General features: G+C 63.7%; 24 protein-coding genes. 11 read left to right on the top strand and 13 right to left on the bottom strand.

The annotated features are described in order from the left end of the window. The first annotated feature begins 822 nt into the window (after positions 1-822). Positions 823-1,395 carry a GcrA family cell cycle regulator gene (locus tag ACQR1W_RS26385; protein WP_434853556.1) on the top strand — a complete coding sequence of 191 codons (573 nt, stop codon included), beginning with the start codon at positions 823-825 and terminating at the stop codon, positions 1,393-1,395. Positions 1,396-1,473: 78 nt separating this feature from the next. On the opposite strand, the gene ACQR1W_RS26380 is transcribed toward ACQR1W_RS26385, so the two are convergent. The 4 genes from ACQR1W_RS26380 to minC form a co-directional block, all read right to left on the bottom strand. After that, the gene (locus ACQR1W_RS26380; protein ID WP_434853555.1) at positions 1,474-2,265 is read right to left on the bottom strand and encodes a thioesterase family protein; all 792 of its coding nucleotides are present in this window, start codon (positions 2,263-2,265) and stop codon (positions 1,474-1,476) included. Between the two features lie 72 nt (positions 2,266-2,337). Then, entirely contained in the window at positions 2,338-2,628 is a 291-nt protein-coding gene (minE, locus tag ACQR1W_RS26375; RefSeq protein ID WP_434853554.1) for a cell division topological specificity factor MinE, read from the bottom strand. Next, the gene (gene minD / locus ACQR1W_RS26370; protein ID WP_008970676.1) at positions 2,625-3,440 is read right to left on the bottom strand and encodes a septum site-determining protein MinD; all 816 of its coding nucleotides are present in this window, start codon (positions 3,438-3,440) and stop codon (positions 2,625-2,627) included. The genes minE and minD overlap by 4 nt, the downstream gene beginning before the upstream one ends. Positions 3,441-3,458: 18 nt before the next feature. Further along, positions 3,459-4,148, bottom strand: coding sequence for a septum site-determining protein MinC (gene minC, locus ACQR1W_RS26365; RefSeq protein WP_139024918.1), 690 nt, complete (start codon positions 4,146-4,148; stop codon positions 3,459-3,461). A gap of 530 nt (positions 4,149-4,678) precedes the next feature. Here minC and ACQR1W_RS26360 point away from each other — a divergent pair. The 4 genes from ACQR1W_RS26360 (at position 4,679) to ACQR1W_RS26345 (ending at position 9,387) form a co-directional block, all read left to right on the top strand. After that, positions 4,679-5,338, top strand: coding sequence for a hypothetical protein (locus tag ACQR1W_RS26360; RefSeq protein ID WP_434853553.1), 660 nt, complete (start codon positions 4,679-4,681; stop codon positions 5,336-5,338). A gap of 188 nt (positions 5,339-5,526) precedes the next feature. Then, positions 5,527-7,137, top strand: a complete 1,611-nt coding sequence (locus tag ACQR1W_RS26355) for an ABC transporter substrate-binding protein (protein WP_434853552.1) — start codon at positions 5,527-5,529, stop codon at positions 7,135-7,137. Between the two features lie 111 nt (positions 7,138-7,248). After that, complete coding sequence (locus ACQR1W_RS26350; protein ID WP_434853551.1) at positions 7,249-7,641, top strand: hypothetical protein; 393 nt, start codon at positions 7,249-7,251, stop codon at positions 7,639-7,641. 174 nt (positions 7,642-7,815) lie between these two features. Further along, on the top strand, positions 7,816-9,387 hold the full coding sequence (locus tag ACQR1W_RS26345) for an ABC transporter substrate-binding protein (RefSeq protein WP_434853550.1): 1,572 nt from the start codon (positions 7,816-7,818) through the stop codon (positions 9,385-9,387). A gap of 117 nt (positions 9,388-9,504) precedes the next feature. Here ACQR1W_RS26345 and ACQR1W_RS26340 read toward each other — a convergent pair whose 3' ends face one another. The 5 genes from ACQR1W_RS26340 to ACQR1W_RS26320 all read right to left on the bottom strand — a co-directional run bounded on the left by ACQR1W_RS26340 (position 9,505) and on the right by ACQR1W_RS26320 (position 12,914). Further along, complete coding sequence (locus ACQR1W_RS26340; RefSeq protein ID WP_434853549.1) at positions 9,505-10,473, bottom strand: NAD(P)H-dependent flavin oxidoreductase; 969 nt, start codon at positions 10,471-10,473, stop codon at positions 9,505-9,507. A gap of 179 nt (positions 10,474-10,652) precedes the next feature. Beyond that, complete coding sequence (locus ACQR1W_RS26335) at positions 10,653-11,318, bottom strand: hypothetical protein (RefSeq protein ID WP_434853548.1); 666 nt, start codon at positions 11,316-11,318, stop codon at positions 10,653-10,655. Between the two features lie 64 nt (positions 11,319-11,382). Then, positions 11,383-11,964, bottom strand: a complete 582-nt coding sequence (locus tag ACQR1W_RS26330) for a YqaA family protein (protein WP_008970685.1) — start codon at positions 11,962-11,964, stop codon at positions 11,383-11,385. 71 nt (positions 11,965-12,035) lie between these two features. Then, positions 12,036-12,437, bottom strand: coding sequence for a phosphoribosyl-ATP diphosphatase (hisE, locus tag ACQR1W_RS26325; RefSeq protein WP_008970686.1), 402 nt, complete (start codon positions 12,435-12,437; stop codon positions 12,036-12,038). A 105-nt stretch (positions 12,438-12,542) separates the two neighbouring features. Then, entirely contained in the window at positions 12,543-12,914 is a 372-nt protein-coding gene (locus ACQR1W_RS26320) for a hypothetical protein (RefSeq protein ID WP_434853547.1), read from the bottom strand. Positions 12,915-13,150: 236 nt separating this feature from the next. On the opposite strand from ACQR1W_RS26320, the gene ACQR1W_RS26315 reads away from it, so the two are divergent. From ACQR1W_RS26315 to ACQR1W_RS26295, 5 genes are all read left to right on the top strand, one after another. Next, positions 13,151-14,218, top strand: a complete 1,068-nt coding sequence (locus tag ACQR1W_RS26315) for an ABC transporter substrate-binding protein (RefSeq protein WP_434853546.1) — start codon at positions 13,151-13,153, stop codon at positions 14,216-14,218. Between the two features lie 75 nt (positions 14,219-14,293). Then, positions 14,294-16,084 carry a glucan ABC transporter ATP-binding protein/ permease gene (locus ACQR1W_RS26310; RefSeq protein WP_434853545.1) on the top strand — a complete coding sequence of 597 codons (1,791 nt, stop codon included), beginning with the start codon at positions 14,294-14,296 and terminating at the stop codon, positions 16,082-16,084. Between the two features lie 172 nt (positions 16,085-16,256). Further along, complete coding sequence (locus ACQR1W_RS26305; RefSeq protein WP_434853544.1) at positions 16,257-17,705, top strand: serine hydrolase; 1,449 nt, start codon at positions 16,257-16,259, stop codon at positions 17,703-17,705. A 166-nt stretch (positions 17,706-17,871) separates the two neighbouring features. Continuing rightward, positions 17,872-19,560: a long-chain fatty acid--CoA ligase gene (locus ACQR1W_RS26300; RefSeq protein WP_008971157.1), complete on the top strand. Its 1,689-nt coding sequence runs from the start codon at positions 17,872-17,874 to the stop codon at positions 19,558-19,560. A 128-nt stretch (positions 19,561-19,688) separates the two neighbouring features. Continuing rightward, positions 19,689-20,174 carry a peroxiredoxin gene (locus ACQR1W_RS26295; RefSeq protein WP_434853543.1) on the top strand — a complete coding sequence of 162 codons (486 nt, stop codon included), beginning with the start codon at positions 19,689-19,691 and terminating at the stop codon, positions 20,172-20,174. Between the two features lie 410 nt (positions 20,175-20,584). On the opposite strand, the gene rnhA is transcribed toward ACQR1W_RS26295, so the two are convergent. From rnhA to ispH, 3 genes are read right to left on the bottom strand one after another with little or no spacing between them, the layout of a single operon-like run. Further along, positions 20,585-21,049: a ribonuclease HI gene (rnhA, locus tag ACQR1W_RS26290; RefSeq protein WP_008971155.1), complete on the bottom strand. Its 465-nt coding sequence runs from the start codon at positions 21,047-21,049 to the stop codon at positions 20,585-20,587. Next, entirely contained in the window at positions 21,046-22,026 is a 981-nt protein-coding gene (locus tag ACQR1W_RS26285) for a homoserine kinase (protein WP_434853542.1), read from the bottom strand. The genes rnhA and ACQR1W_RS26285 overlap by 4 nt, the downstream gene beginning before the upstream one ends. A 6-nt stretch (positions 22,027-22,032) precedes the next feature. After that, positions 22,033-23,001 (bottom strand): 4-hydroxy-3-methylbut-2-enyl diphosphate reductase, encoded by a 969-nt coding sequence (ispH, locus tag ACQR1W_RS26280; protein WP_434853541.1) that lies wholly within the window; start codon positions 22,999-23,001, stop codon positions 22,033-22,035. Positions 23,002-23,243: 242 nt separating this feature from the next. Between ispH and ACQR1W_RS26275 the strand changes: the two genes are divergently transcribed. Beyond that, positions 23,244-23,936: a DUF1013 domain-containing protein gene (locus ACQR1W_RS26275; RefSeq protein WP_434853540.1), complete on the top strand. Its 693-nt coding sequence runs from the start codon at positions 23,244-23,246 to the stop codon at positions 23,934-23,936. A 100-nt stretch (positions 23,937-24,036) separates the two neighbouring features. Here ACQR1W_RS26275 and ACQR1W_RS26270 read toward each other — a convergent pair whose 3' ends face one another. Further along, a complete protein-coding gene (locus ACQR1W_RS26270; RefSeq protein WP_008971151.1) occupies positions 24,037-24,774 on the bottom strand; it encodes an OmpW/AlkL family protein in 738 nt (245 codons plus the stop codon). Positions 24,775-24,868: the final 94 nt, after the last annotated feature.

The raw sequence follows: 24,868 nt of genomic DNA, 5'->3' as shown, positions 1-24,868 counted from the left end.
CCTCATTGCGGCGATGTTCCGGCTGACGGCGCGACCACCATCGCTGCGAAGCAAGGTTTCATGACCAGCGTTGGAACACGCGCCTCAGCGCGGCAACAACGAAGTGTGCAACTCTCCTTCTTCATACGAAGAAAACGACGGGAGAGACCAAGCTGGGCTTCCGGCCGTGCGGAACCGGACCGGCTCATGCACGCGAAGAATCACGCGCAGCCCGGGAACGGCCGCAAGCGTCTTCTCTGTCGCGGCCATTGCTCTCGCGACTGCCGCGTTGATTGCGAATCGAGAGTCCCCGAACACGCGATTGCAATATTATAAAATCACAACTACAACGGATTGGAATAGAAACCGCATTCGCAATCGCGCGGCCGCCGCTCACAATCCTGTTAGAAGCGGCTTGCGAGGAATCATGGCGCGACCGGTCCTCGTCGCCTTGTTAGTTGACGCCGTCCTATTTGCAGCCGCTCGATGCAGATCGCCGTCCAATAGCCACGGCATCGCATTGCTATTTCAAATAATTTATCCTGCGTCATTGTTAAATTTGCGAATCTTGCTCATTGTCGGATTCGTCACCAGTTAGTTGAAAATGGAACAACGCGTCGCCCGAGGTGAATGTCGCCTGCTGCGGACAACGCATGTGATGTAGCGTGTGTTCTCTTATGAACCTGAACCGAGCTGGCCCACGCCTGCGATCGTCAGGACGATCAACGCCGGCGAGCACGCGATGGCGATGAAGCGACGCAGTCTGCATCCGAGTTCCTGACGCACAGATGCGGCGCCCTCCCGGCCCGACTGGTCCAGCGGATCAAATACGGAAAACCAGCCATGCCCGCAGAACAACTTAAGATAGAGGAAATCTGGACCATCGAACGCGTCGAACGCCTCAAAGAACGTTTCCAGGCCGGACTCACCTGCCGCGAGATCGCCCTCGAACTCGGCGTCAGTCGCAATGCCGTGATCGGCAAGGTCTCACGCTTGATGCTCACGCGGGGCGATCGTTATGGCAAACGCCGTCGGCAGCGAAACGCCGCGCCTAAGCCGGCCCGCAAGCGCCATCCGCCCCTGCCCAGGCGCCAGGTTCTCAAGCAGCTTCTCAAGGCGACCAGCGCCCCGCCCATCCTGGTCATCGAGCCGTGCGCGACAGCAGAAGCCCGCGGCTGCTCCCTGCTCGAACTGACAAAGGAGCGCTGCCGCTGGCCACTGTCGACGCCGGGAGCGGCGGACTTCTGCTTCTGCGGCAACACGCCGCTCGATGGCCTGCCTTATTGCGCGGGCCATGCCCGGCTCGCCTATCGCGTGACGTCGTGCGCACACCGTTCGGACGGTGGCCCCACGAGCGCCGACCGGCGCAGGCCCCGCTCAGATATGCGCAGTCGAAACGTAACTCCAAAACGGTGATCGCAACTCGCAATGTGGCGAGCGGCGCCGCTCCGCAGCTCAGGAGGGGATCAGCGCCGAGCCATCAGCATGGGGCCATCAGCGCAAGTCCGATCCTTGTCGTCGCTCCACCACCAGGCTCTGCACCGCGCGGCCGAAATAACCTTTGGTATCGCCGAGCCGCGCCATCGCAAGCCCTGCCCCATCAGGACCGATCCAGCTGTCGGCATCAACCAGGATCCAGTCGCCGACCGGCTCGCGCGACATGTTCACGGTGAGATCGGCATTGAGGAAAGTGTAGAGATCGAAATCCAGCGCCGGCGATGTGCCGTTGCAGAAATCGGCGGCGATCGCTGCGCGCATCGCCTGCGACACCTGGTGCCCATCCACCATCGGCCAATCGACGCGATACCAGATCGCGCCCGGTCCTTTCACGCCGAAGCGGCCGCGCGCGGCGCGCAGCGACATGCCCCTGACGAACGGACTCGAAGAAAAGTCGGCCGGCTCCGGACGCGAGGCGTCGGGACCCGGGTGATCGATTGGCAGATCCGCGATGTCGTCCGGGAGCGGCACGGCGTCCTGCCGCACCTTCAGCACGGTTGCGGCCGCAACGACCACACCGGCGGCGCGCAATCTGATCGCAACGAGTTGGATTTTGCGGCCAACGCGCAGCAACTCGCTCTCGAGCGTGAGCTCGCTCAGCGGCACCGGCCGCATCAGATCGATTGTCAAACGTGCAACGCGCATCGGCGCTTTGGCTGGAATGCGCTCCGCCGCCCAGACCACCAGCGAGGCCGGCGGCGAGCCGTGCTGCATCGTAGGGTCCCACGGACCCGCCGCGTCGGGACTGACCGTGACGCGATTGCCATCGACACGAAAGATCGGTCGCATCAACTCAACACCGCGTCCCGCAATGCGCGCCCCTGCTCGCGCGTCTCGTTGCGGCCGCAAGCGCTCCGCCGACTAGCCGGCGGGTGCAAAGGCGCGATCGGCGCCGTTGGGCAGTTCGATGTCGACCTCAAGCGTGGAAACATGCTTACCCCGATCCATCCGGACGATGACCTTGTCGGGATCGAGTACCACATGGCGCGAGACCACAGCGAGGATTTCCTCGCGTAGTTGCAACAGCAGATCCGGCTGGCCGAGCATGCTGCGCTCATGCGCGAGTAGGATCTGCAGCCGCTCCCGCGCGATCGGCGCCGTGGCCTGACGGCTGGAGGCCTGACGGCTGGAGAAAAGCCGCAGCATGCTCATGCCGCCCTCCGTCCAAGCAACAGTCTGATCAGTCCCTTGGGCTCGGCCGGTACCAGCATCTCGAGCTGCTCGCCGAGCAGACGGCGCATCGCGTCCGAATAGGCGCGCGCCGGCGTGCTCGCCGGATTGTTCAAGGTCACGGGACAGCCGACGTTAGAGGCGCGCAGCACGTCCTGGCTCTCCGGAACGATGCCGAGCAGCGGGGTGGCCAGGATCTCGAGCACGTCGTCGATCGAGAGCATCTCGCCGCGCGCGGCGCGCGCCGGATCATAGCGCGTGATCAGGATGTGCTTCTCGACGCGCTCGCCGTTCTCGGCACGCACCGTCTTGGAATCGAGCATGCCGATGATGCGATCGGAATCGCGCACCGAGGACACTTCCGGATTGGTGACGATGATCGCCTCGTCCGCAAAGCGCATGGCGAGCATGGCGCCGCGCTCGATTCCGGCCGGGCTGTCGCACAGCACATAGTCGAACATCTTGCGCAACTCGGCGATGACGCGGCCGACGCCTTCTTCGGTCAGCGCGTCCTTGTCCTTGGTCTGCGAGGCCGGCAGCAGCCAGAGATTCTCCAGCCGCTTGTCGCGGATCAGGGCCTGCGGCAGCTTGGCGACGCCTTGCACCACATTGATGAGATCGAACACGACGCGACGTTCGGCGCCCAGGACGAGATCGAGATTGCGCAAGCCGACATCGAAGTCCACCACGACAACCTTCTGACCGGCCTGCGCCAGCGCCGCCCCGACGGCGGCCGTGGTCGTGGTCTTGCCGACGCCGCCCTTGCCCGACGTCACTACGAGCACCTTTGCCATTTGATTGCCTCCTGTCGTTCAGTTCAATGGCGTAATTTTCATGGAATTGCCGTCCAGCCGGGCCTGGGCAGGCTTGCCGCGCAACGCGACGTCGATCTGCTCCGCGGTCTGGTAGTAGCCGTCGATCGCGAGCAGCTCGGCCTCGATCTTCTGGCAATAGATCCGCGCAGCCGAGTTGCCGTTCACGCCGGCCATGGCACGACCGCGCAACGCGCCGTACACATGGATCGAGCCTCCCGCGACGATTTCAGCGCCGGACGAAACGGCGCCGAGCACCGTGACGTCGCCGTCGGGAAACACCACCGATTGCCCCGAGCGCACCGGAGTGTCGAGCAGCAGAGATTTCAGAGGCTGCAGCGCCGGCTTGTCCGGCTCGACCTCCAGCACCGCGCATTGACGTCCGCCGGTGAGCAGCGGCGGCATGCCGATCGCGAGCCGCGCGGGCTCGACGCCTTCGAGACCCAGCACGCGGATGTTGCGCGCCTCGATGCTCTTGATGAGATGCGTGATCGCGAGCGGACTGAGATCCACCGCCGACAGATCGAGAACCACCGGCTTGCCGACGAAGAAGCCTGGGGAACCTGCGAGCGTCGCATCGAGCTCGCTGAGCCAACCGGCAATGGGGACAACGGGGGAAAACACAAACGCGACGTAAGAGCGGCCGCGTAAACGAATGAACTGACGTGTCTGTTCGACCTTGACATTCATGACCATCCGACCAGCCTTTCTTAGCGATTGGTTAACTGTCGGACGGCGTTGGTTAATGAGGAGTTAAGAAGGCACCAACCAAATTGAATTAAACCTCTGAAGGTACGAACATACTTTGAAGGTGGCGGAGTAGTGCTTTTTTTGCGACAGAATCGCGGCCAATCTCCAGCTCAGCACAGTCAAGGCGGGATGCGCCTCATTTTAATCACATCCCGCTGATAACCTTAAGGTACATATAACACCGATCCTGAACCGGGCAGGATCGTGCAATCGTTGACACTCGTCAGGGGGCGGGGCATGGGTTCGGAACCGCGGCGGGCACAGTTAACAGCTCGTTACGGGGATGCAGGGGACGATGTGTGGGGCACTGCGACCAGCGAGCGCTCTGCCTCGGACGCTGCAGATATTTCCGGCTCGATGGGGTCGCCCGCGACCCTTCAAGCGCCACTCTTTACCTTAGGACCTTTGTCGCATGCGGCCAGGGCAGCGGCGTATTCGTGTACCGGAGTCGAGCGTTAGAGGAGTAGCGTATGAGTTCCTTGAGTGAGCAGAATCCTACGACGAACCCGCAGGACCCGTTGCATTACGCACCGCGCTGGGTCCGCGAAAGGCCGGAGGCGACCCGCTTGTCTCTGGTCGAGGAAACCCGCGAAAAGCCCCAGGCCGGTACCGACCGGACTCCCTCATCCTCAGCACAAAATACCGTGGAGTCGCGCCTTGAGAACGCAGTGTTCGAATCCCTCCGCCATACGCTGGACCCGCAAGTGATGCGCGAGCCCCCGGATTTCGCACGTGAACGCGACCGCCGCTCGGTGACGTTCAAAATCGCAGGCCGCTTCGCCGCCGCCGCCGGCGTGGCCGCCGTGATCGCCCTGTTCTTCGTGAACATCGTTCCTGCGTCGCGCCAGCAGGACGCCAGCTCCTCCTTCGTGGCGGCGGTCCAGGCCATGAAGACGACGCTGCCGCCGCCGCCTGCCGCGATCGAAGCCAAGGACATCAAGGCCGAGGTGGATGAGCCGCAGACCGATAAGGTCGACGTCAAGACGACGTCCGCATTGGCCCAGTTCCAATCGCTGCTGCCGGCCGACGACCAGCCACAGACGGCCAAGAGCGAAACCGCCGAGAAGCCGCTGCTGCAGCAATTCATGCAGTGGAATCAGAAAGCGGGCCAGCCGGACAAGGTCCAATAATCCGATCCGAAGTTCGCGCCCAACGGCTTTGCAAGCGAACTTCGGCTCGAAGGACACTGAAAATCTTTGATTCTAGTGTGGTTCAGTTCAGGAATGCTGCTTGATCGAATGCGCGACGAAACTGAAGCGAATTTCTGAACCACGACACTAGGCATCACACGAGTTGCGACGGCATCACCATGGCGACTATGTCTGACCTCTGGCCTCGTATGGCCACGGTACGAGACGTGCGTATTTCCGTTCGTCTGACGACGCTCCTGTTCGGCGCGCTGTTCGCGAGCACGGTGCATGCTGCGCCTGGCGACAGCCTCAAAGTGGTGCGCGAACTTAGCAGCAAGGTCGGCCCGATCGTCGGCTCGGCACTCGCCTGCCGCGACATCGCCCGCCCGCGGATCCAGGGGATCATCGAAAAATTCCAGTCCGTGATCCGCGAGGCCTCGACGCTGGAAGCTGATCGTGACGAGCTGACGCGCCTGTTGGATCGTTATGTCGCCGAGGGCCGTGGCGCCGTCACGAGCGGGCGGCTCGACTGCCGCGCCGCCGATCGCCAGCTTGCCGATCTCGAACGATCGATCGCAGCGCCGCCGCAGACCACGTCGGCACTGCCGGAGGTACGGTTCGGACCGCCGGCCGCGATGGCCGCAACTGCGCCCACACAGACATTGCCGCCTCCGATGAACGTACGCGGCGTGACCCAGAGCGAGATCAAGTTCGGCATCGTCATGCCGTTCTCCGGTCCGGTGAAGGAGACCGGCCGGCTGATGAAGCTCGGTATCGAGGCGGCGTTCAATCGCGCCAACGAAGGCGGCGGCATCAACGGCCGCATGCTGAAGCTGGTCGCCGCCGACGATGGATACGATCCCAGCCGCACGCTCGATGCGATGAAAGCGCTCTATGACAAGGAGCAGGTGTTCGGCTTCATCGGCAATTTCGGAACGGCGAATGCCGCAGTGGCGATCCCCTATGCACTGGAACGGCGGGCTCTGTTCTTCAGCGCCTATACCGGCGCCAATGTCGTGCGCCACGACCCGCCCGACCGCTACGTCTTCAACTACCGTCCGAGCTATGCGGAAGAGACCGAGGCGTTGGTGCACTATCTCGTGAAGCTGCGCCGGTTGCAGCCTCGGCAGATTGCCGTGTTCGCGCAGGACGACGCCTATGGCGATGCCGGCTATGCCGGTGTGGCGAAAGCCTTCCGCGCGCTGGGCGTCAACGACAACGGCATTCTGCGTGTCAACTACGCGCGCAACACGCTCGACGTGGACAACGCGATCAACCAGCTGAAGGCGCAACGGGCCCCGATCCGTGCCGTCATCATGGTGGCAACGACGCGGGCCGCAGCCAAGTTCATCGAGAAGGCGCAGGAACAGCTTCCGGGGCTCGTCCTCGCCAACGTATCGGCGGTGGGAGCCTCATCGCTCGCGAGCGAGCTCACACTGCTCGGGCCGCGCTATACCAATGGCGTGATCGTCACCCAGGTCGTGCCCGGCGTATCCGGCTATTCGAGCCTGGTGCTCGACTACAAGAACGCGCTGGCGAAGTACTTCCCCGGCGAGGCGCCCGATTACACCTCGCTGGAAGGCTACGTATCGGCGAGCATCCTGATCGAAGCGCTGAAGCGAGTAGGCCCTACCTTCGACACGGAACAGTTGGTCGACACGCTCGAAAATCTTCGCAATATCGATCTCGGGTTAGGCACGCAGCTTGGCTTCGGCCGCGCCGAGCATCAGGCCTCGCACAAGATCTGGGGTACGGCGCTCGACGAAACCGGCACGTATCAGCCGATCGAACTTGAATAAAATACCGCCACCGGCGGGAAGGCGCCGAAAGTAGGGTTGGGAAACTGGAAATTAATTTGTATGCCAACGAATGGCTGACGTCACGAGGCCCTTGACCTAGAATAAGCGGATATGTCCATGCTCACATGCTGGTCTGCGTTGTTGACCGGGACTTTCCTTGCGGCGGCCGCCGGCTCCGCAATCGCTCCCGTCGACACCGTGCGCGGTCCGGCTTGCGGCCCCGGCGCAATCGTCGGAGCGGCTCCGCTTTGCCAGGACATCGCGCTTTGCCAGAACATTACCCAGAACATCACAGAGGGTCGCGTTGATATGATCCTCGACAAATTCCGCGAGGCGCTGCGGGCGGCCCCCAGTGACCTCGCTCGAACCCCGCCGATGCGCAGCTTCAACCGGGACGTGGCCGGTGGCCATGCGCCGGCGGCTGCGACGCTTCAGAACTACGCAAGCTCAGGCGATCGAACTCGTATCGTGTTGCTCGGAAAGGAGGACGCTCTGGCGACGTGACGCATTAGCGATTTCGAAAGCATGACCAAAAAAAGCGGGGCAAATTACCGAAAAGGTCATGCTCTTTGAAAATGCTAGGAGGTGCACGATGGTGTTCAAGCTCCCGCCATCGTGCACAGGCGTCATTTCACCAGGCGGAGACCTGGATGGGGTCCAAAGTGGGATAGTGGCAAAATGATCTTTCGTTCCAGCGTACTCTTGGTCGCGGCCCTGCTCGCAGGGCCTGCAAGTGCCGCCGGCACCAACGCGGATGTGGTGCGCAATCTCGCCAGCCGGGTCGGGCCGATCGTCGGTGCAGCCTCCGCATGCCAGGCAATCGACCAGGGCCGGGTTCAGGCGATCGTTGACAAGTTCCGCGAGGTGATCCGCGAAGCCTCGGCGGGCGCGTCCGATCGCGACGAGCTCACCCGCGTCTTCAACGGTTTTGTCGCCGACGGCCGCAACCGCGTCGGCGCATCACAGACCGACTGCACCACCGCCGGTCGTCAGCTCGCCGAACTCGAGCGCTCGCTGGGCCAGGCCGCCCCGAGCACGTCCAGCTCCGGCTTCGGCGGCGTGATCGGTTCAACTCCCGCCGCAGCGGCCACGGCGCCGACCGCGACCTTGCCGCCGACCCTCGCCAGCAACGTGCAGGGCGTCACGGCCAACGAGATCCGCTTCGGTATCTGCGGCCCGTTCTCCGGAGCTTCGCGCGAACTCGGCCGGCAGATGAAGCTCGGCATCGACGCCGCCTTCAATCGCACCAACGACGCCGGCGGCGTCGCCGGCCGGTCGCTCCGCCTGTTTGCGGCCGACGACGGCTACGAGCCATCCCGCACGCTCGAGGCGATGCGGCAGCTCTACGAGAAGGACAAGGTGTTCGGCTTCATCGGCAATGTCGGTACGCCGACGGCTGCCGTCGGCATGCCCTACGCGCTGCAGCACCGGGCGCTGTTCTACGGCGCATTCACCGGCGCCAACCTCCTGCGCAACGATCCGCCGGACCGCTACGTCTTCAACTACCGTGCGAGCTATGCGGAGGAGACCAACGAGGTGGTCCACTATCTGCTCAAGCTGCGCCGCCTGCAGCCGCGGGACATCGCGGTCTTCGCCCAGCAGGACGCCTATGGAGACGCAGGCTTCGCTGGTGTCTCCAAGGCCTTCCGTTCGCTCGGCCTGCCCGACTCCGCCATCGTGCGCTTCAACTACAAGCGCAACACGGTCGACGTCGATGAGGCCGTGAACCAGCTGAGGGCGATGAAGAACCCGCCCAAGGCCATCGTCATGGTCGCAACCTATCGCGCGGCCGCGAAGTTCATCGAAAAGACGCGCGACCAGTATCCGAGCATGGTCTACACCAACGTGTCGTTCGTGGGCTCGACCGAGCTGTCGGACGAATTGATGCTGCTCGGGCCGCGCTATGCCAGCGGCGTGATCGTGACCCAGGTGGTGCCGGCGGTCGGCGGCTATTCCAGCGCGGTGCTCGAATACAAGAGCGCGCTGGAAAAATACTTCCCCGGCGAAGCGCCGTCCTACGTTTCGTTCGAGGGCTATGTGGCAGCCAACGTGCTGATCCAGGCCTTGAAGCGCGTCGGCCCGCAGCTCGACACCGAGGCGCTGATCGATACGCTGGAGAATACGCGCGATGTCGATCTCGGCCTCGGCGCCAAGCTCGGCTTCGGCCGTGCCGAGCATCAGGCCTCGCACAAGATCTGGGGCACGGCGCTCGACGAGCGCGGCAAGTATCAGGCGATCGAGCTGGAATAGCTTCGATCCCCGAACACTGAACCTGATCCTAAAAAGCGCGGCAGCCGAAACTGCCGCGCTTTGCACATCACGAGCTCACATCATGAGCTCGCATTATGAGCTCACAAGGACCGGAGCTCACAAAGGCGGATCGATCGCCTCGTCATATTCCTTCTTGAAGCGCGCGATCAGATCGGCCGCGGGCACCACCTTGTCGATGGCGCCAATCCCCTGCCCGCTGCCCCAGATCTCCTTCCAGGCCTTCGGCCTGGCGCGCTCGCCGGACGTATCGGTGCCGAAGCTCATCTTGGACGGGTCGGAGGTCGGCAGATCGTTGGGATCGAGCCCCGCCGCGACGATCGACGGCTTCAGATAGTTGCCGTGCACGCCCGTGAACAAATTCGAATAGACGATGTCATCGGCACCTGAATTGGTGATCATCGCCTTGTAGGCTTCGACCGCGTTCGCCTCTTCGGTCGCGATGAACGCCGAGCCGATATAGGCAAAATCAGCGCCCAGGACGCGGGCAGCGCGAATGGCGCGGCCGTTGGCGATCGCGCCCGACAGCGCGATCGGACCGTCGAACCACGCCCGCGTCTCCGCCACGAAGGCAAACGGCGAGACCGTCCCGGCGTGGCCACCGGCACCGGCCGCAACCAGGATCAGCCCGTCGGCGCCCTTGTCGATCGCCTTGTGCGCGAAGGTCTGGTTGATGACATCATGGAAGACGATGCCGCCCCAGCGGTGGACGGCCTGATTGAGGTCCTCGCGCGCGCCGAGCGAGGTGATGATCATCGGCACCTTGTACTTCTCGCAGAGCGCCAGATCATGCTCGAGCCGGTTGTTGGAGCGGTGCACGATCTGATTCACCGCAAAGGGCGCGGACGGACGTTCAGGGTGTGCGCGGTCATAGGCCGCGAGCTCCTCGGTGATCCGGGCGAGCCACTCGTCCAGCAATTCCGGCGGCCGGGCATTCAGCGCGGGAAACGCGCCGACCACACCGGCCTTGCACTGAGCGATCACGAGATCGGGCACGGAGATGATGAACAGTGGCGACCCGATCACAGGTATCGAGAGACGGCCCTTGAACAAGGCAGGCATGGACATGGACGGGATTTCCTCTTTCGTTCTTCTTCAGACTGTGACGGGCTTCGCCAACGATGCCGGGGATGACGATGCCAGAGATCATGACCGCAACGCAAACCGAAGGGAACCGATCAAGAGACAGCTGCCGGGGTCTTGCGTCGACACGCTGCTGCTCCGCCGGTGCCTGTCGGCCGGCGCAATCATTGGCAGAGGGCTGAGGTGACGTAGGTGTCGGTGCGGCAATCGTCCGGCTTGCGCTGACGGCCAGGGATCAAAACCTTGGCCGAGCAGGTCTCGGCGGCATCGGTGTTGAGGCTCTTGCCTTGCTTGTAGCCTTTGCCCTGACAGAGCCTGTCGGCGGCAGACTGGCAATCCGGCGTGCCATTCGCGGCCATGGGACAGACCGAGCGGCCCGACACCATGCTGGACGGCTTGGTCAGCCGCGACAAGGTCTCGCCGCTGTGCTTGATCGCATCCCTGACCGCGTCGGCGCTGCCGTCCTTGGCCGAGGTTTTCGCGGCATCCTTTGGCGTTCCGCTGGCCGCATCCTTAGCCCCATCCTTGGCTGTCTCCTGGGGGGCGGCGTTCGCATCGCTGCGGCTCTCGCTCGCGCCCTTGAGCGGCAGGATCGACATCTTCTCGAAAAACCTGCCGAGCTCGTCGACGAGCCCCGAACGCTCAGAACCCGTCGGCGCCGCATTTGGCGGCGCCTGCGCGGCCTGTGGCTGCTCCCGCAGGCCGAGCGAAGGCGGCGCCGATTGAGCCCATCCAGCGCCCGGCCCCAGCAGCGACAATGCGACCGCGATCGACGCCATGACCGCTGCGCAGGGCAGGCGAAGGGACGGCGAGCCGGATCGGAGGGTCATGGCATTAATCTAGACTGAAACCAGATGCCGCGGAAAGCGCCCGGGACGCGCAGCAACTGTGCGATCAGATCAGCTTGAACGCCACGACGAAGCCGAGAACCAGAACGGCGGCGCCGAGCGCGACCCACAGCCCGAGATGCTTCTCGATGCGGATCCTGATCCATTCGCCGTAACGATTCAGCAGGATCGCCGCGACGAAGAAGCGGGCGCCGCGCGCCACGATCGAGCACAGCACGAACAGCAGCAGGTTATAGCCGGCAAAGCCCGAGGTGATGGTGACGAGCTTGTACGGGATCGGCGTCAGGCCCTTGAGCAGGATGATGACCGCGCCCCATTCGGCATAGGAGGCCCTGAAAGCCTCGACCTTGTCGGAAAGCCCATACAGCTGGATCAGCCAATGGCCGAGCGAGTCGTAGAGCACGGCGCCGATCGCATAACCGAGCAATCCGCCGGCGACCGAGGCCAGGGTGCAGACGCCGGCAAACAGCCAGGCCCGCTGCGGCTTGGCCAGCGACATCGGGATCAGCATCACGTCCGGCGGGACCGGAAAGAAGGAACTCTCCGCGAAGGCGACCCCGGCCAGGATCCAGAGCGCATACGGCTTGTGGGCGGCGTCGATGCACCAGTCATAGATTCGTTTGAGCATGGCCCGCGATGAAGCAAACCATGGCGGGTTTGTCCATGGTGAGCTTGCCGCTCCTGCCGACGAGAAGGGAACTAGTGCCGTTTCCGTAAGGCGCGCCCCTCGAGCGCGACAATCGGTCGCCGTGCCAGCCGGGCGTTCGCAGATTTCTGGATCTTCACCGGGGATTTGGGCAGCTTCTCGGCGATCCCGAGCAGCACCTCGCGTCGCTCCATTTCGCGCCAGACATCGTCCGGCCGCACGCCGGTCTCCGCCCACAGAACGGCGAGGTTGTAGATCAGGTCGGCGCTCTCACGCACCACCGACTGGGCATCGCCCCGGACCGCATCGATCGCGACCTCGATGGCTTCTTCGGTGAGCTTCTTGGCCATCTTGGCCGTGCCCTGCTGCAACAGCTTGGCCGTGCGCGACCGGCCGGGATCCTGATCCCTGGCCGCCAGCACCGCGAGATAGAGCCGCTCGATCGAATCACTCATCCCGGCATGATAGTTAAAAGCAATGGCAGGGGCGTTAACGCCTGTGTCGAAAACGAAAAAATCCGCCGGCGACGGGCCGACGGATTTTTGCGCAACGGGCCTTGGTTACCAGCCCTGATAGTAAGTGGGGCCGCCGTAATAATAGGGGCCGGGGCCGTAATAGGGGCGCCTGCCGTAATAGTAATCGTCATAATAGGAGCGGCGATTCTGCTCGGCGGCAATGGCAAGGCCGGTGCCGACGATGCCGGCAAAGGCAGCTGCGGCCGCCGCACCCCCGCCGCCACGATAGTGATGCCGGCGCCGGGCGCTGACATCGGTGAGGCCGGTATTGCCTGCCGCGGCAGCTGACACCTGGCTGGAGCGTGAGGTGCCGGCAAAGGCCAGCGTCGGCTGGACTGCGGTGAGGGCTACAGCCGCGACCGTCGCCAGCACGGTCGCTCGGCTGCCCCTTGAGAATTCTCCGCTCTTTGTGATCATCCTGAGATCCTCCGTTCCGATCGATTTGAACCGGCCAACGCGTCAGATGGAGGCTGGGTTCCCGGATCGAAACCGACATTCCGGCGCAAATCGCCGCAGGTGGTGCTCATGGACCGTTCAGCTTCGATCCGGCACAATGCTCTGCCGTCGGCTCTGCTGCTCGATGCGCCATGAATTCCGTCATCAAACTGACACACGGGCAGCCGAGCCGAAAACAGAAACTTGAAAGCGCTTCCATGAGCGGCCGGGGTTCCTCGATACGCGTGCGACGATCTTTCGCCCTCCTCCGTCTGGCACTTCTGGTGATCCTCGGCCTGGCAGGGCTTGATGCGCGCGCATTCGCAGATGACGCCAGACGGCCGGTCGCCATCCAGCTCGCCTTCGAGCGTCCGCTGGAGGCGAGCATGGCGTCGGTCGTGCTGGCAGCAAGCCGCGGACTGTTCGTCGGCGAAGGCCTGGCGGTGACAACCACGGTCGCGAAGGGACCGGCAGATGCGATCGCGCGTGTGGCCTCGGGCGAGAGCGAACTCGCAATAGCCGACATCAACGAATTGATCCGTTACCGCGCCAATACGGCCAACCCGCCGGTCAAAGCGGTGTTCGTGCTGTTCAACAGCGCGCCCTACGCCATCATCGCACGCAAGAGCCGCGGCATTCATACGCTGGCGGACCTCGAAGGCAAAACGCTCGGCGTTGCCGAGGGCGATCTTGCGATCCGGCTGTGGCCGGCGCTGGCGCGGCAGAACGGCATCAAGACCGCTGCCGTCAAGCTGTCGCACGTCGGGGCTGCGGTGCGCGAGCCGATCCTGTCGGCCGGACAGGTCGACGCTGTCAGCGGCTTCTCCTATCTCTCCGCGGTCAATTTGCGCGACCGCGGCGTGCCCGCAGACGATCTCGCCGTGCTGCGCTTCGCCGATTACGGCTGTGAGGCCTATGGCCAGGCCATCATCGTCAACCCGGCCTTCGCGACGGCGCAGCCGGCCGCCGTGAAGGGATTTCTGCGCGCGGTGCTCGGCGGCCTGCATCTTTCCATCAAGGATCCGACAGCTGCCGTGACCGAGGTGGTCAGCCGGATGGATGATGGCTCGCGCGAGCTCGAAATGAGCCGGCTGCAAACGGTGCTGGCCGACAACGTGCTCACGCCCGAGGTCCGGCGCAATGGCATTGGAGGCATCGATCCCGCCCGGCTCGAGCGCGCCATCGACCAGATCGCGGAGGATTACCGATTCCATGCGCGCCCCACGGCGGCCGATATTTTCGACGACAGTTTTCTGCCGCCGGTCGACAGCCGCCTGATCAATTGAATTGTCGCTTCGCTTCCATCCGGGGTTAAATAGCGCCGTTCGCAGGCCCATTCGACCGAACCAAGACCGCTAACCATGTCCCTGCTCCGCATCTATGCCCGTGTACTCCAGCTGCTCGGCAAGGAGGCCCGACTTGGCTGGATTCTCGCTGTCGCCAATCTCGCGCTGGCCGGCACGCAATTCGCCGAGCCCGTGCTGTTCGGCCGCATCGTGGATGCGCTGTCCAGCAACGCATCAGGAGCGTCGGCCTGGCCGCTACTTGCCGCCTGGGTTGCGTTCGGCCTGTTCACGATAGGCGCCGGCGCGGCCGTCGCCCTGCATGCCGACCGCCTGTCGCACCGGCAACGCCAGGCGGTGTTGAGCAGCTATTTCGAGCACATCCTGCAGCTGCCGCTGACCTTCCATTCCGGCACCCATTCCGGGCGGCTGATGAAAGTGATGCTGAATGGCACCGACGCGCTGTGGCGGCTCTGGCTGTCGTTCTTCCGCGAGCATTTTGCGGCGATCATGTCAGTCGTCGTGCTGCTGCCGCTGTCGTTCTATCTCAATTGGCGGCTTGCAATCCTCCTGTTCGTGCTCTGCATCGTCTTCACGGTGCTGACCACGCTGATCGTACGCAAGACCTATGGCATGCAGAGCGAGGTCGAGGAGCATGCCAGCAATCTCTCGGCGCGCGCCTCCGACGCCCTCGGCAACGTCGCGCTGGTACAGAGCTTCGTCCGCATCGATGCCGAGGTGCAGGGCCTGCGCTACGTCGCCAGCCAGCTTCTGGCCGTGCAGATGCCGGTCCTGGGCTGGTGGGCGCTGGTGTCCGTCATCACGCGCGCCTCGACCACGATCACCGTGCTCGCGATCTTCACGCTTGGGATCGCGCTGCACCAAGCCGGGATGAGTTCGGTCGGCGAGATCGTGATGTTCGTCTCCTTCGCGACCATGCTGATCCAGAAGCTCGAACAGGTCGTCGCCTTCATCAACAACGTGTTCATGGAAGCGCCGCGGCTGACCGAATTCTTCACCGTGCTCGACGCGGTGCCGGCGGTGCGCGACCGGCCCGATGCGATCGATACCGGCCGGCTGTCGGGCCTAGTGGAATTCTGCGACGTGTCGTTCTCCTATGACGGCAAGCGGCCGGCGGTCGAGGACATCACCTTCACCGCGCTTCCCGGCCAGACCATCGCGCTGGTCGGGCCGACCGGCGCGGGCAAGTCCACCGCGATCGCGCTGCTTCATCGCGCCTTCGACCCGCAATCGGGCTTCATCAAGATCGACGGCATGGACGTGCGCGGGCTGAAACTGTCGGCCCTGCGCCGAAACATCGGCGTCGTGTTCCAGGAGGCGCTGCTGTTCAACCGCTCGATCCGCGAAAACCTCCTGGTCGGCAAGCCCGATGCGACAGACGAGGAGTTGCGTACCGCGGCCGCTCGCGCACAGGCGCTCGACTTCATCGAACGATCCGAGCGTGGTTTCGACACCAATGCCGGCGAGCGCGGGCGTATGCTGTCGGGTGGCGAGCGCCAACGATTGTCGATCGCTCGCGCGCTGTTGAAGGATCCGCCGATCCTGATTCTCGACGAGGCCACCAGCGCGCTGGATGCCGTGACCGAGGCCAAGCTCAATGCGGCGCTCGATGAAGTGATGAAGGGACGCACCACCTTCGTGATCGCGCACCGGCTTTCGACCATCCGCAACGCGACCAAGATCCTGGTGTTCGAGGCAGGACGCGTGATCGAAAGCGGAACATTCGATGAACTCGTTGCCAAGGGCGGCCATTTCGCGGAACTCGCCAAGGCCCAATTCATGGTACATGAGGACGCGCAAGCCAGCCTTGCGAAGCCGGCAAGCGACAGCCCGGCCGTTACCGTCTAGAGAGCGATCCACCTTCGTCGGGGAATTGAACGGTCGGCCTCTATTCCGAAGCACCAAGCCGTTATAGGTTCGCGAACTGCCGCAGATGTCGGCACCGGATAGCTTGAAACTCGTGAATCACGCGCCCTTCTCTTCACAAAGAGGCGGGTTCTCCAAGGACCGGAATCGAATAGTGCAACCTCGTCATCTGTTGCTTCGCAAATCGCCGTTCAAACTCCTCATCCTCGCTGCAGCCCTGGCGCTGTTTGCGCCACGCCTCGCGCAGGCCGAAGTGCTGCTGCTGGTCGAAGCCGATAGCGGCAAGGTGCTGGAGGCGCAGAACGCGACCGTTCCCTGGCATCCGGCCTCGCTGAGCAAGATGATGACGGCCTACGTCACCTTGAAGGCGGTCAAGGACGGCAAGATCACGTTGGACACGCTGTTCACAGTGTCGCCGCTCGCGGCCTCGCAGGTGCCATCAAAGATGGGCTTCCGCCCGGGCACGCAGGTCACCGTTGATAACGCCTTGAAGATGATGCTGGTAAAATCGGCGAACGACATGGCGGTGGTGCTGGCCGAAGGTGTCGGCGGCTCGATCGAAGGCTTTTCGGCCATGATGAACGACACGGCCCAAAAGCTCGGCATGACGCAGACCAACTATGTCAACCCCAACGGCTTGCCCGACGACGCCCAGATCACGTCGGCGCGCGACTTGGCGATCCTGGCGCGGGCGATCATCCGCGATCTGCCGGACTACGAATATTTCGTGCACATTCCCTCGATCCGCTACGGCCGGCGGATCACGCAGAACTTCAACAAGCTGATCGGCCGCTATCCCGGCGCCGACGGCTTCAAGACAGGCTTCATTTGCGCGTCCGGTTATAATCTGGTGGCTTCCGCCACGCGGAACGGCCGCCGGCTAATCGCAGTCGTGCTCGGCGCCAACTCCGGCAAGGCGCGATCGCTGCGCGCGATGCAGATGCTCGATCGCGGCTTCGGCGGGACACCGCTGACCTGGCTGAAGCCGTCGCTCGGAACAGTCGAAAGCCTGGTCCCGGCAGACGTCCCGGCGCCGGATCTCCACGACGAGGTGTGCAGCGGCAAACGCCATGCCCCCGCCAGTGACGACGACGATGACACGGTTGCAAGCTCGGCCAAAGAATCGCCTGGCAGCGCGTTGCTGGCCGGCCTGCAGGCACCAGCGCTGAAGCCTTCCGAGATCCTGGCTGCGGCGCCCGAACCGTCAGAGCCGATCCTGGTCTATACCGGCCCGACCCGCACCGGCCCGGCGCTGATTGCCGCCATGGCCGCGGATGCCGACGCCCAGACGCCGCCGAAACACCGTGGCAAGAAGGCGCGGCTGGCCTCCCGGAAGGGAGAGACGGACACGGTGGCGACCCGGACCGACGCCAAGAAGTCCGCCAGGACCGAGGTGAAGATCGACGTCAAGCCCGGCAAGGGGGCGAAGCCGGACGCCAAGCCCGCCGTTCACCACGCCAATGCCGGAGGCAAGGCGGCGGACAAGCCGGCTTCCGATCCGGCGACCAAGCCCGCCAAGCCCAAAGCGGCCGCGAAGCCGAAGTCCGGTGCTGGAGCCGGGACCGGCAGCAGCGACGCAAAGCCTGCCCCGAAGAACGGCTGAGCCCGCCGGCGCGCGGCAGCACCCGCGCTTCAGCCGAGGTGCTCCAGACATTCATTCGCGTTTCCGCAATAGTTCCCGACCGCTTGCCTTGAGCGGCCGGAAATTCGATATTGGCCGCCAAGAGCCTCGCCGCACGCGGCGAATATGAGAAACGAGAGAGGAAACCATGGAGCGCATCTGGCTCAAGCACTACCCGGCCGGCGTTCCCGCCGATGTCGATCCGAGCCAATATTCGTCGCTGGTGGAGCTGCTGGAAGAAAGCTTTGCCAAGTACGCCGATCGGCGCGCCTTCATCTGTATGGACAAGGCAATCAGCTACCGTGACCTCGACGAGATGTCGGTGGCGCTGGCCGCCTATCTCCAGGGCCTCGGTTTGGCCAAGGGCGCGCGCGTCGCGCTGATGATGCCCAACGTGCTGCAATATCCGATCGCGATCTCCGCGGTGCTGCGCGCCGGCTTTACCGTCGTCAACGTCAACCCGCTCTATACGCCGCGCGAGCTCGAGCATCAGCTGAAGGATTCCGGCGCCGAGGCGATCCTGGTGCTGGAGAATTTCGCACACACGGTGCAGCAGGTGCTGAGCCATACGCAGGTGAAGCACGTCGTCGTCGCCAGCATGGGCGACCTGCTCGGCTTCAAGGGCGTGATCGTCAACCTGGTGGTCCGCCGGCTGAAGAAGATGGTGCCGGCCTATTCACTGCCCCGCGCCGTTCCGTTCAATGACGCCATTACGGCAGGCCGCGCCAAGCGCTTCGCCAAGCCCGCCATTGCGCCCGACGACGTCGCCTTCCTGCAATATACCGGAGGCACCACCGGCGTCTCGAAGGGCGCAACCCTGCTCCATCGCAACGTCGTCGCCAACGTGCTGCAGAACGATGCCTGGCTGCAGCCCGCGCTGGAGAAGCCGCCGCATGTCGACCAGCTTCTCATCGTCTGTGCGCTGCCGCTCTATCACATCTTCGCGCTGACCGCCTGCTTCCTGCTCGGCGTGCGCGCCGGCGGCGCCAACCTGCTGATCCCGAACCCGCGCGACATCGCGGGCTTCGTCAAGGAGCTGATGAAGTATCAGGTCAACAACTTCCCGGCGGTCAACACGCTCTACAACGGGCTGATGCATCATCCGGATTTCAGGAAAGTCGATTTCACCAAGCTCAAGATCTGCAACGGCGGAGGCATGGCGGTGCAGCGCCCCGTGGCCGACCAGTGGAAACAGCTCACCGGCTGCAGCATCGCAGAAGGCTATGGGCTGTCGGAGACCTCGCCGGTCCTGACCTGCAACCCGCCGTCCGCGACCGAATTCACCGGCACGATCGGCCTGCCGCTGCCGTCAACGTGGCTCTCGATCCGCGACGATGAGGGCAACGAGGTGCCGCTCGGCCAAGCCGGCGAAATCTGCGCCAGGGGTCCGCAGGTGATGGCCGGGTATTGGAATCGTCCCGACGAAACTGCGAAGGTGATGACCGCAGACGGCTACTTCCGCACCGGCGACATCGGCGTGATGGGAGAAGACGGCTCGATCAAGATCGTCGACCGCAAGAAGGACATGATCCTGGTCTCCGGCTTCAACGTCTATCCGAACGAGGTCGAGGAAGTGATCGCGAGCCATCCGGGCGTGCTGGAAACCGCCGTGATCGGCCTGCCGGACGAAAAGTCAGGCGAGGTGGTGAAGGCGTTCGTCGTCAGGAAGGACCCCAATCTCACGGCCGACCAGATCGTCAAGCATTGCCACGAGCAGCTCACCAACTACAAGGTTCCGAAGCAGATCGAGTTCAGGACCGAGCTGCCGAAGACCAATGTCGGCAAGATCCTGCGCCGGGAGCTGCGGGACGAGAAGAAGCCGCCGGCTGCGGCTTGATATAGACCTCGCTACGCGCCATCAGCGGCGATGACGGACACGTGAACGCAGGCCGCCGTTGCCGTTTCCAGGCGTCCGAATATTGTAACGCGGCCACACCTAAGCGATCCACCCAGGGAGATTTGAGGATGACCATCCAAGTAGGCGACAAGCTGCCACAGGCCCAATTTCGCGTCATGACGGGGGAAGGCCCACAGGTCAAAACCACGGACGACATCTTCAAGGGCAAGAAGGTCGCGCTGTTCGCCGTGCCCGGCGCCTATACCGGCACCTGCCACAAGATGCATCTGCCGAGCATCTTCCTCAACGCCTATGCGATGAAGAACAAGGGCGTCGACACCATCGCGATCGTCTCCGTCAACGACGCCTTCGTGATGAATGCCTGGAAGCGCGACACCGACCAGCGCGACGAGGCGACGTTCCTCGCCGACGGCAATGCCGACTTCACCAAGGCGATCGGCATGGAGCTCGATGCCTCCGGCGCCGGGCTCGGCATCCGTTCCAAGCGCTACTCGATGCTGATCGAGGACGGCGTGGTGAAGAAGCTCAACCTCGAGGCCTTACCGGGCAAGGTCGAGGTCTCCGGCGGCGACACGCTGCTCGAGCAGCTGTGAGCGCGCCGGCTCGCTAGCCAATCGAAGCAAGTTGCTTCCCACAACATCACTGTCATTCCCCGCGAAGGCGGGGAATCCAGTACGCCATGGCCTCTCGATTAATCACCACAGTCTCCGGGATACAGGATCGCCCGGTCAAGCCGGGCGATGACGGCGCAGATGGTCACGTGAGACTGTAGGATGGGTTGAGCGCAGCGAAACCCATCAACGATCTCGCAGCGGCCGCAATGGTGGTTTCGCTTCGCTCTACCCACCCTACGCGATTATCAGGATGAGGCACATCGCCTTCTCTATAGCTGTCATTCCCCGCGAAGGCGGGGAATCCAGTACGTCGTGGCCTCTCGATCAATTACCACAGTCTCTGGAATACTGGATCGCCCGGTCAAGCCGGGCGATGACGGCGGAATGAGTCAGCCCCGCACGTTCTGCTGCAACCTTGCCATCGCCACGCCGTCGCGGGCGAGTTGATCGGCGCGCTCGTTCTCGGCGTGGCCGGCATGGCCCTTCACCCAATGCCAGTTGACCTTGTGCGGCTTCAGCGCCGCGTCGAGCCGCTGCCAAAGCTCGGCATTCTTCACCGGCTTCTTGTCCGCGGTCTTCCAGCCGTTCTTCTTCCAGCCGTGAATCCAGCCCGTGATGCCCTGCCGCACATATTGACTGTCGGTGTAGAGCTCGACCTGGCACGGCTTCTTCAGCGCCTCCAGCGCCGAGATCGCGGCCATCAGCTCCATCCGGTTGTTGGTGGTGTGCGGCTCGCCGCCCTTCAATTCCTTTTCCTTGTCGCCGAATTTCAGGATGGCACCCCAGCCGCCCGGGCCGGGATTGCCCGAACAGGCGCCGTCGGTGTGGACGATGACAAGCGGAAGTGCACTCACGCCATCGCTCCGGACGCCGAGAGCCCATAGTCGCGCACGCTGGCGACGCTCTGATGGAAGCGCAGCTTGCGGACATATTCGAGCGGATCCTTCGGCTTCACCAGTGCGCCGGGCGGCACGTTGAGCCAATCGACCAGCCGCGTCAGCAGGAAACGGATCGCAGCGCCGCGCGCGAGCAGCGGCAGCGCCTCCTGCTCGGCCTCGGACAGCGCGCGCTCACGGCCATAGGCATTGAGGAAGGCGCGCGCCTTGGTGACGTTGAAGGAATGATCGGCCTCGAAGCACCAGGCGTTCAGGCAGATCGCGACGTCGTAAGCCAATAGATCGTTGCAGGCGAAGTAGAAGTCGATCAGGCCGGACAGTTGGTCGCCCAGAAACAGCGCATTGTCCGGGAACAGATCGGCATGGATCACGCCGCCGGGCAGCTGCGTCGGCCAGGATTCTTCGAGCTGATCGAGCTCGGCGGCGAGAAAGCTGGCAAGCCCGGCCTGCACGCCGTCGGCACGCGGAGCGGCCTCCGCGAACAAGGGCCGCCAGCCCTTGACCGACAGCGCATTGGCGCGATGCATCGGAAAATCGCCCCCAGCGAGGTGCAGTCTGGCGAGCGCCTGACCGATCGCCGCGCAGTGGGTCGCGTTCGGCTTGCGCGGCCAGACGCCTTCGAGGAAGTCGATGATCGCGGCCGGCCGGCCCGCCAGACTCGACAATATCTCGCCATTCGTCATCCTGACCGGCTGCGGGCAGACGATGCCATGGCCGGCCAGATGCGCCATCAGGCCGAGGAAGAACGGCAGGTCGCCCCTCGCGACGCGCTTCTCGTAGAGCGTCAGGAAGAACGAGCCTTTGGTGGTATGAAGAAGAAAGTTGGAGTTCTCGACCCCCTCGGCGATGCCCTTGTAGGAGAGCAGTTCGCCGATGTCATATTGCCTTAAGAATTCCGCAAGCTCGTCGGCGGCGACGTCGGTATAGACCGCCATGTAGGTCTATTCCGCCGCCGCTTCGGGACGCAGCGAACGCGGCAGCGGGAAGAACTCATTCTCCTCCGCGGCCGACACCGTCTCCACATGCAGCGTATAGCGCTCGGCGAAAGCGCCCATGATCTCCTCGACGATCACTTCTGGAGCCGAGGCGCCGGCCGTGATGCCGAGGCTCTTGATGCCCTCGAAGCGCGTCCAGTCGATCTCCGAGGCACGCTGAGCCAACACTGCAATGGGACAGCCTTCGCGCTCGGCGACCTCACGCAGCCGCTGCGAGTTCGACGAATTCGGCGCGCCGACCACGATCAGGGCGTCGACCACCGGCGCCACCTTCTTCACCGCGAGCTGCCGGTTGGTGGTGGCGTAGCAGATGTCTTCCTTGTGCGGGCCCGAGATATTCGGAAAACGGCCCTTCAGGATGGCCACGATATCCTTGGTGTCGTCGATCGACAGCGTGGTCTGGGTGACGAAGGCCAGGTTGTTCGGGTCCTTCGGCGTAAAGGTCTCGGCATCCTCGGCCGTTTCGATCAAGGTGACGGCGCCGGGCGGCAACTGGCCGACGGTGCCGACCACCTCGGGATGATGGGAATGCCCGATCAGAAGAATCTCGCGGCCGCGCTTGAAGTGGATCGCAGCCTCTCGGTGCACCTTGGTGACCAAGGGACAGGTGGCGTCCAGGGAAAAGAAATTGCGCGCCTGAGCCTCGGCCGGAACCGATTTCGGCACGCCGTGGGCGGAAAATACTACCGGCGCATTGGTACTGTCAGGAATCTCGGAAAGTTCCTCGACGAAAATCGCGCCCTTGGTCTTCAGGCTGTCCACGACGTATTTGTTATGGACGATCTCGTGGCGGACATAGACCGGCGCCCCGTAGATGGCGAGCGCCCGTTCCACGGTGTCGATGGCGCGAACCACGCCGGCGCAGAAGCCGCGCGGCGAGCAAAGCACGATTCTAAGGTCTGGTTTGGCTGCCATGAAGCTGATCTGTGCGGGCTGATTTTTGTGACCGAACAGTCCCCGGAGCCGGCAAGCAGGGGCGGTCATTGCAATAGGCGTCGAGACAGGACTTGGGACCGCTTTCCGGCGCTGTCAAGGCTGTTCTTCAGAGCCATTGCGCCGCGCCCCCCGGACGGCTTATATAGGGCTAATTCCCGTCATCCCCGATGACCGCAGGTTTCGCCTCCGAGGCAGGAGGCGGAGCACAAAGGAGATTTGCCATGAGCAACGCCCCGCTGATGCCAAAGGCAACTGCCGTGTGGCTGGTTGACAATACCGCGCTGACCTTCGACCAGGTCGCTGATTTTACCAAAATGCACCCGCTCGAGGTGCGCGCCATTGCCGACGGGGACGCCGCCCAGGGGATCAAGGGCATGGATCCGATCTCGACGGGCCAGCTCACCCGCGAGGAGATCGAAAAGGGCGAGCGCAACCCGGATTACCGCCTGAGGCTGCAGGAGAGCAAGGTCGTGCTGCCGTCCCAGGGCAAGCGGAAGGGCCCGCGCTATACGCCGGTGTCGCGCCGCCACGAGCGGCCGAGCGCCATTCTCTGGCTGCTGCGCAACCATCCGGAGCTGAAGGACGCGCAGATCATGCGCCTGGTCGGCACCACCAAAAGCACGATCGCCAGCGTCCGCGACCGGACCCATTGGAACGCGCAGACCCTGACCCCGATGGACCCGGTCACCCTCGGCCTGTGCTCGCAGATCGAGCTGGATTTCGAGGTGCAGCGCGCCGCCAAGGAGCGGCCGATCGACGCCCAGTACAGCGGCGCCACCCTGCTGCCGGCTTCCGAGACCACCCGCAAGGACGAGTTCGAGCCGGCCGAGCGCGATCAAGACGATCTCAACGTGGATGCCGTGTTCGCCAAGCTGAAGACGATCGGCGGCAAGAAGCCCGAGGACGAGGAGTAAGCGCGCGGCAAGCCGCGCCACGTCATAACGAACGCGTCACTGCAGAAACAAAAAAGGCGCCGGAGGATCTCCGGCGCCTTTGTTTTGGAAGCGGTTCGACTCAGAAGCGGTAGGTCACGCCGCCGCCGATCAGCCAGGGATCGATATGGGCGGTGCCGTTGACCGGGATGACGCCGTTGACGGTGGCCGAATAGTCCGGTCGCAGCCACAGCTTCTTGACGTCGAAGTTCAAGCCCCAGTGCCGGTCGATCATGTAGTCGAAGCCGAACTGCACCGCGCCACCCCACGCATTGCTGACATGCAGGCTGGTGACGGCCAAGCCGCCGGGCGTCAGCTGGTTGGCCGCGCTATTGTTGAACATCACCGTGTAGTTCACGCCGGCGCCGATATAGGGCTGGAACGCACCGAAATTGGTGAAGTGATATTGCAGGGTCAAGGTCGGCGGCAGCAGCGTGGTCTTGCCGATGTTGAGGCCCGCGAGCGCCCCGGTCCCGCTGATCGAGTGCCGGGTCACACCGAGGATCAGTTCGGCCGCGATGTTCGGGGTGAAATAGTAGCTGATGTCGAGCTCGGGAACGACGGAGTCGCCGATCTTGAGGCCGGAATTCGGCGACGACAGCGCCGGAACGCCCACCACGTTGACCGTGCTGCCGCCCGCATCCGGCAGCACGCCGAGCGCGCGAAGGCGGATCTGCCACGGGCTCCACGTCTCGACCACCGGCGCCTTCGTGTAGACCGGCGCAGCCTGCAGATCGGCCGCTTGCGCGAAGCTCACCGCTCCGCAGATCGCCACTGCCAACCCCAGCAGCGACGACGTCAGTTTCTGGATTTTCGTCATTGAAGTCCCCATAGCCACCCTTCGGCGCGCGACAGATGCGCGTTACGCGTGCAGATGTGGCAGACACGGGAACCCGACGGATTTGATCTCGATC

Source organism: Bradyrhizobium sp. HKCCYLS1011 (assembly GCF_051167795.1).
Taxonomy (GTDB): domain Bacteria; phylum Pseudomonadota; class Alphaproteobacteria; order Rhizobiales; family Xanthobacteraceae; genus Bradyrhizobium.
This window is presented reverse-complemented; position numbering and strand designations above follow the sequence as displayed.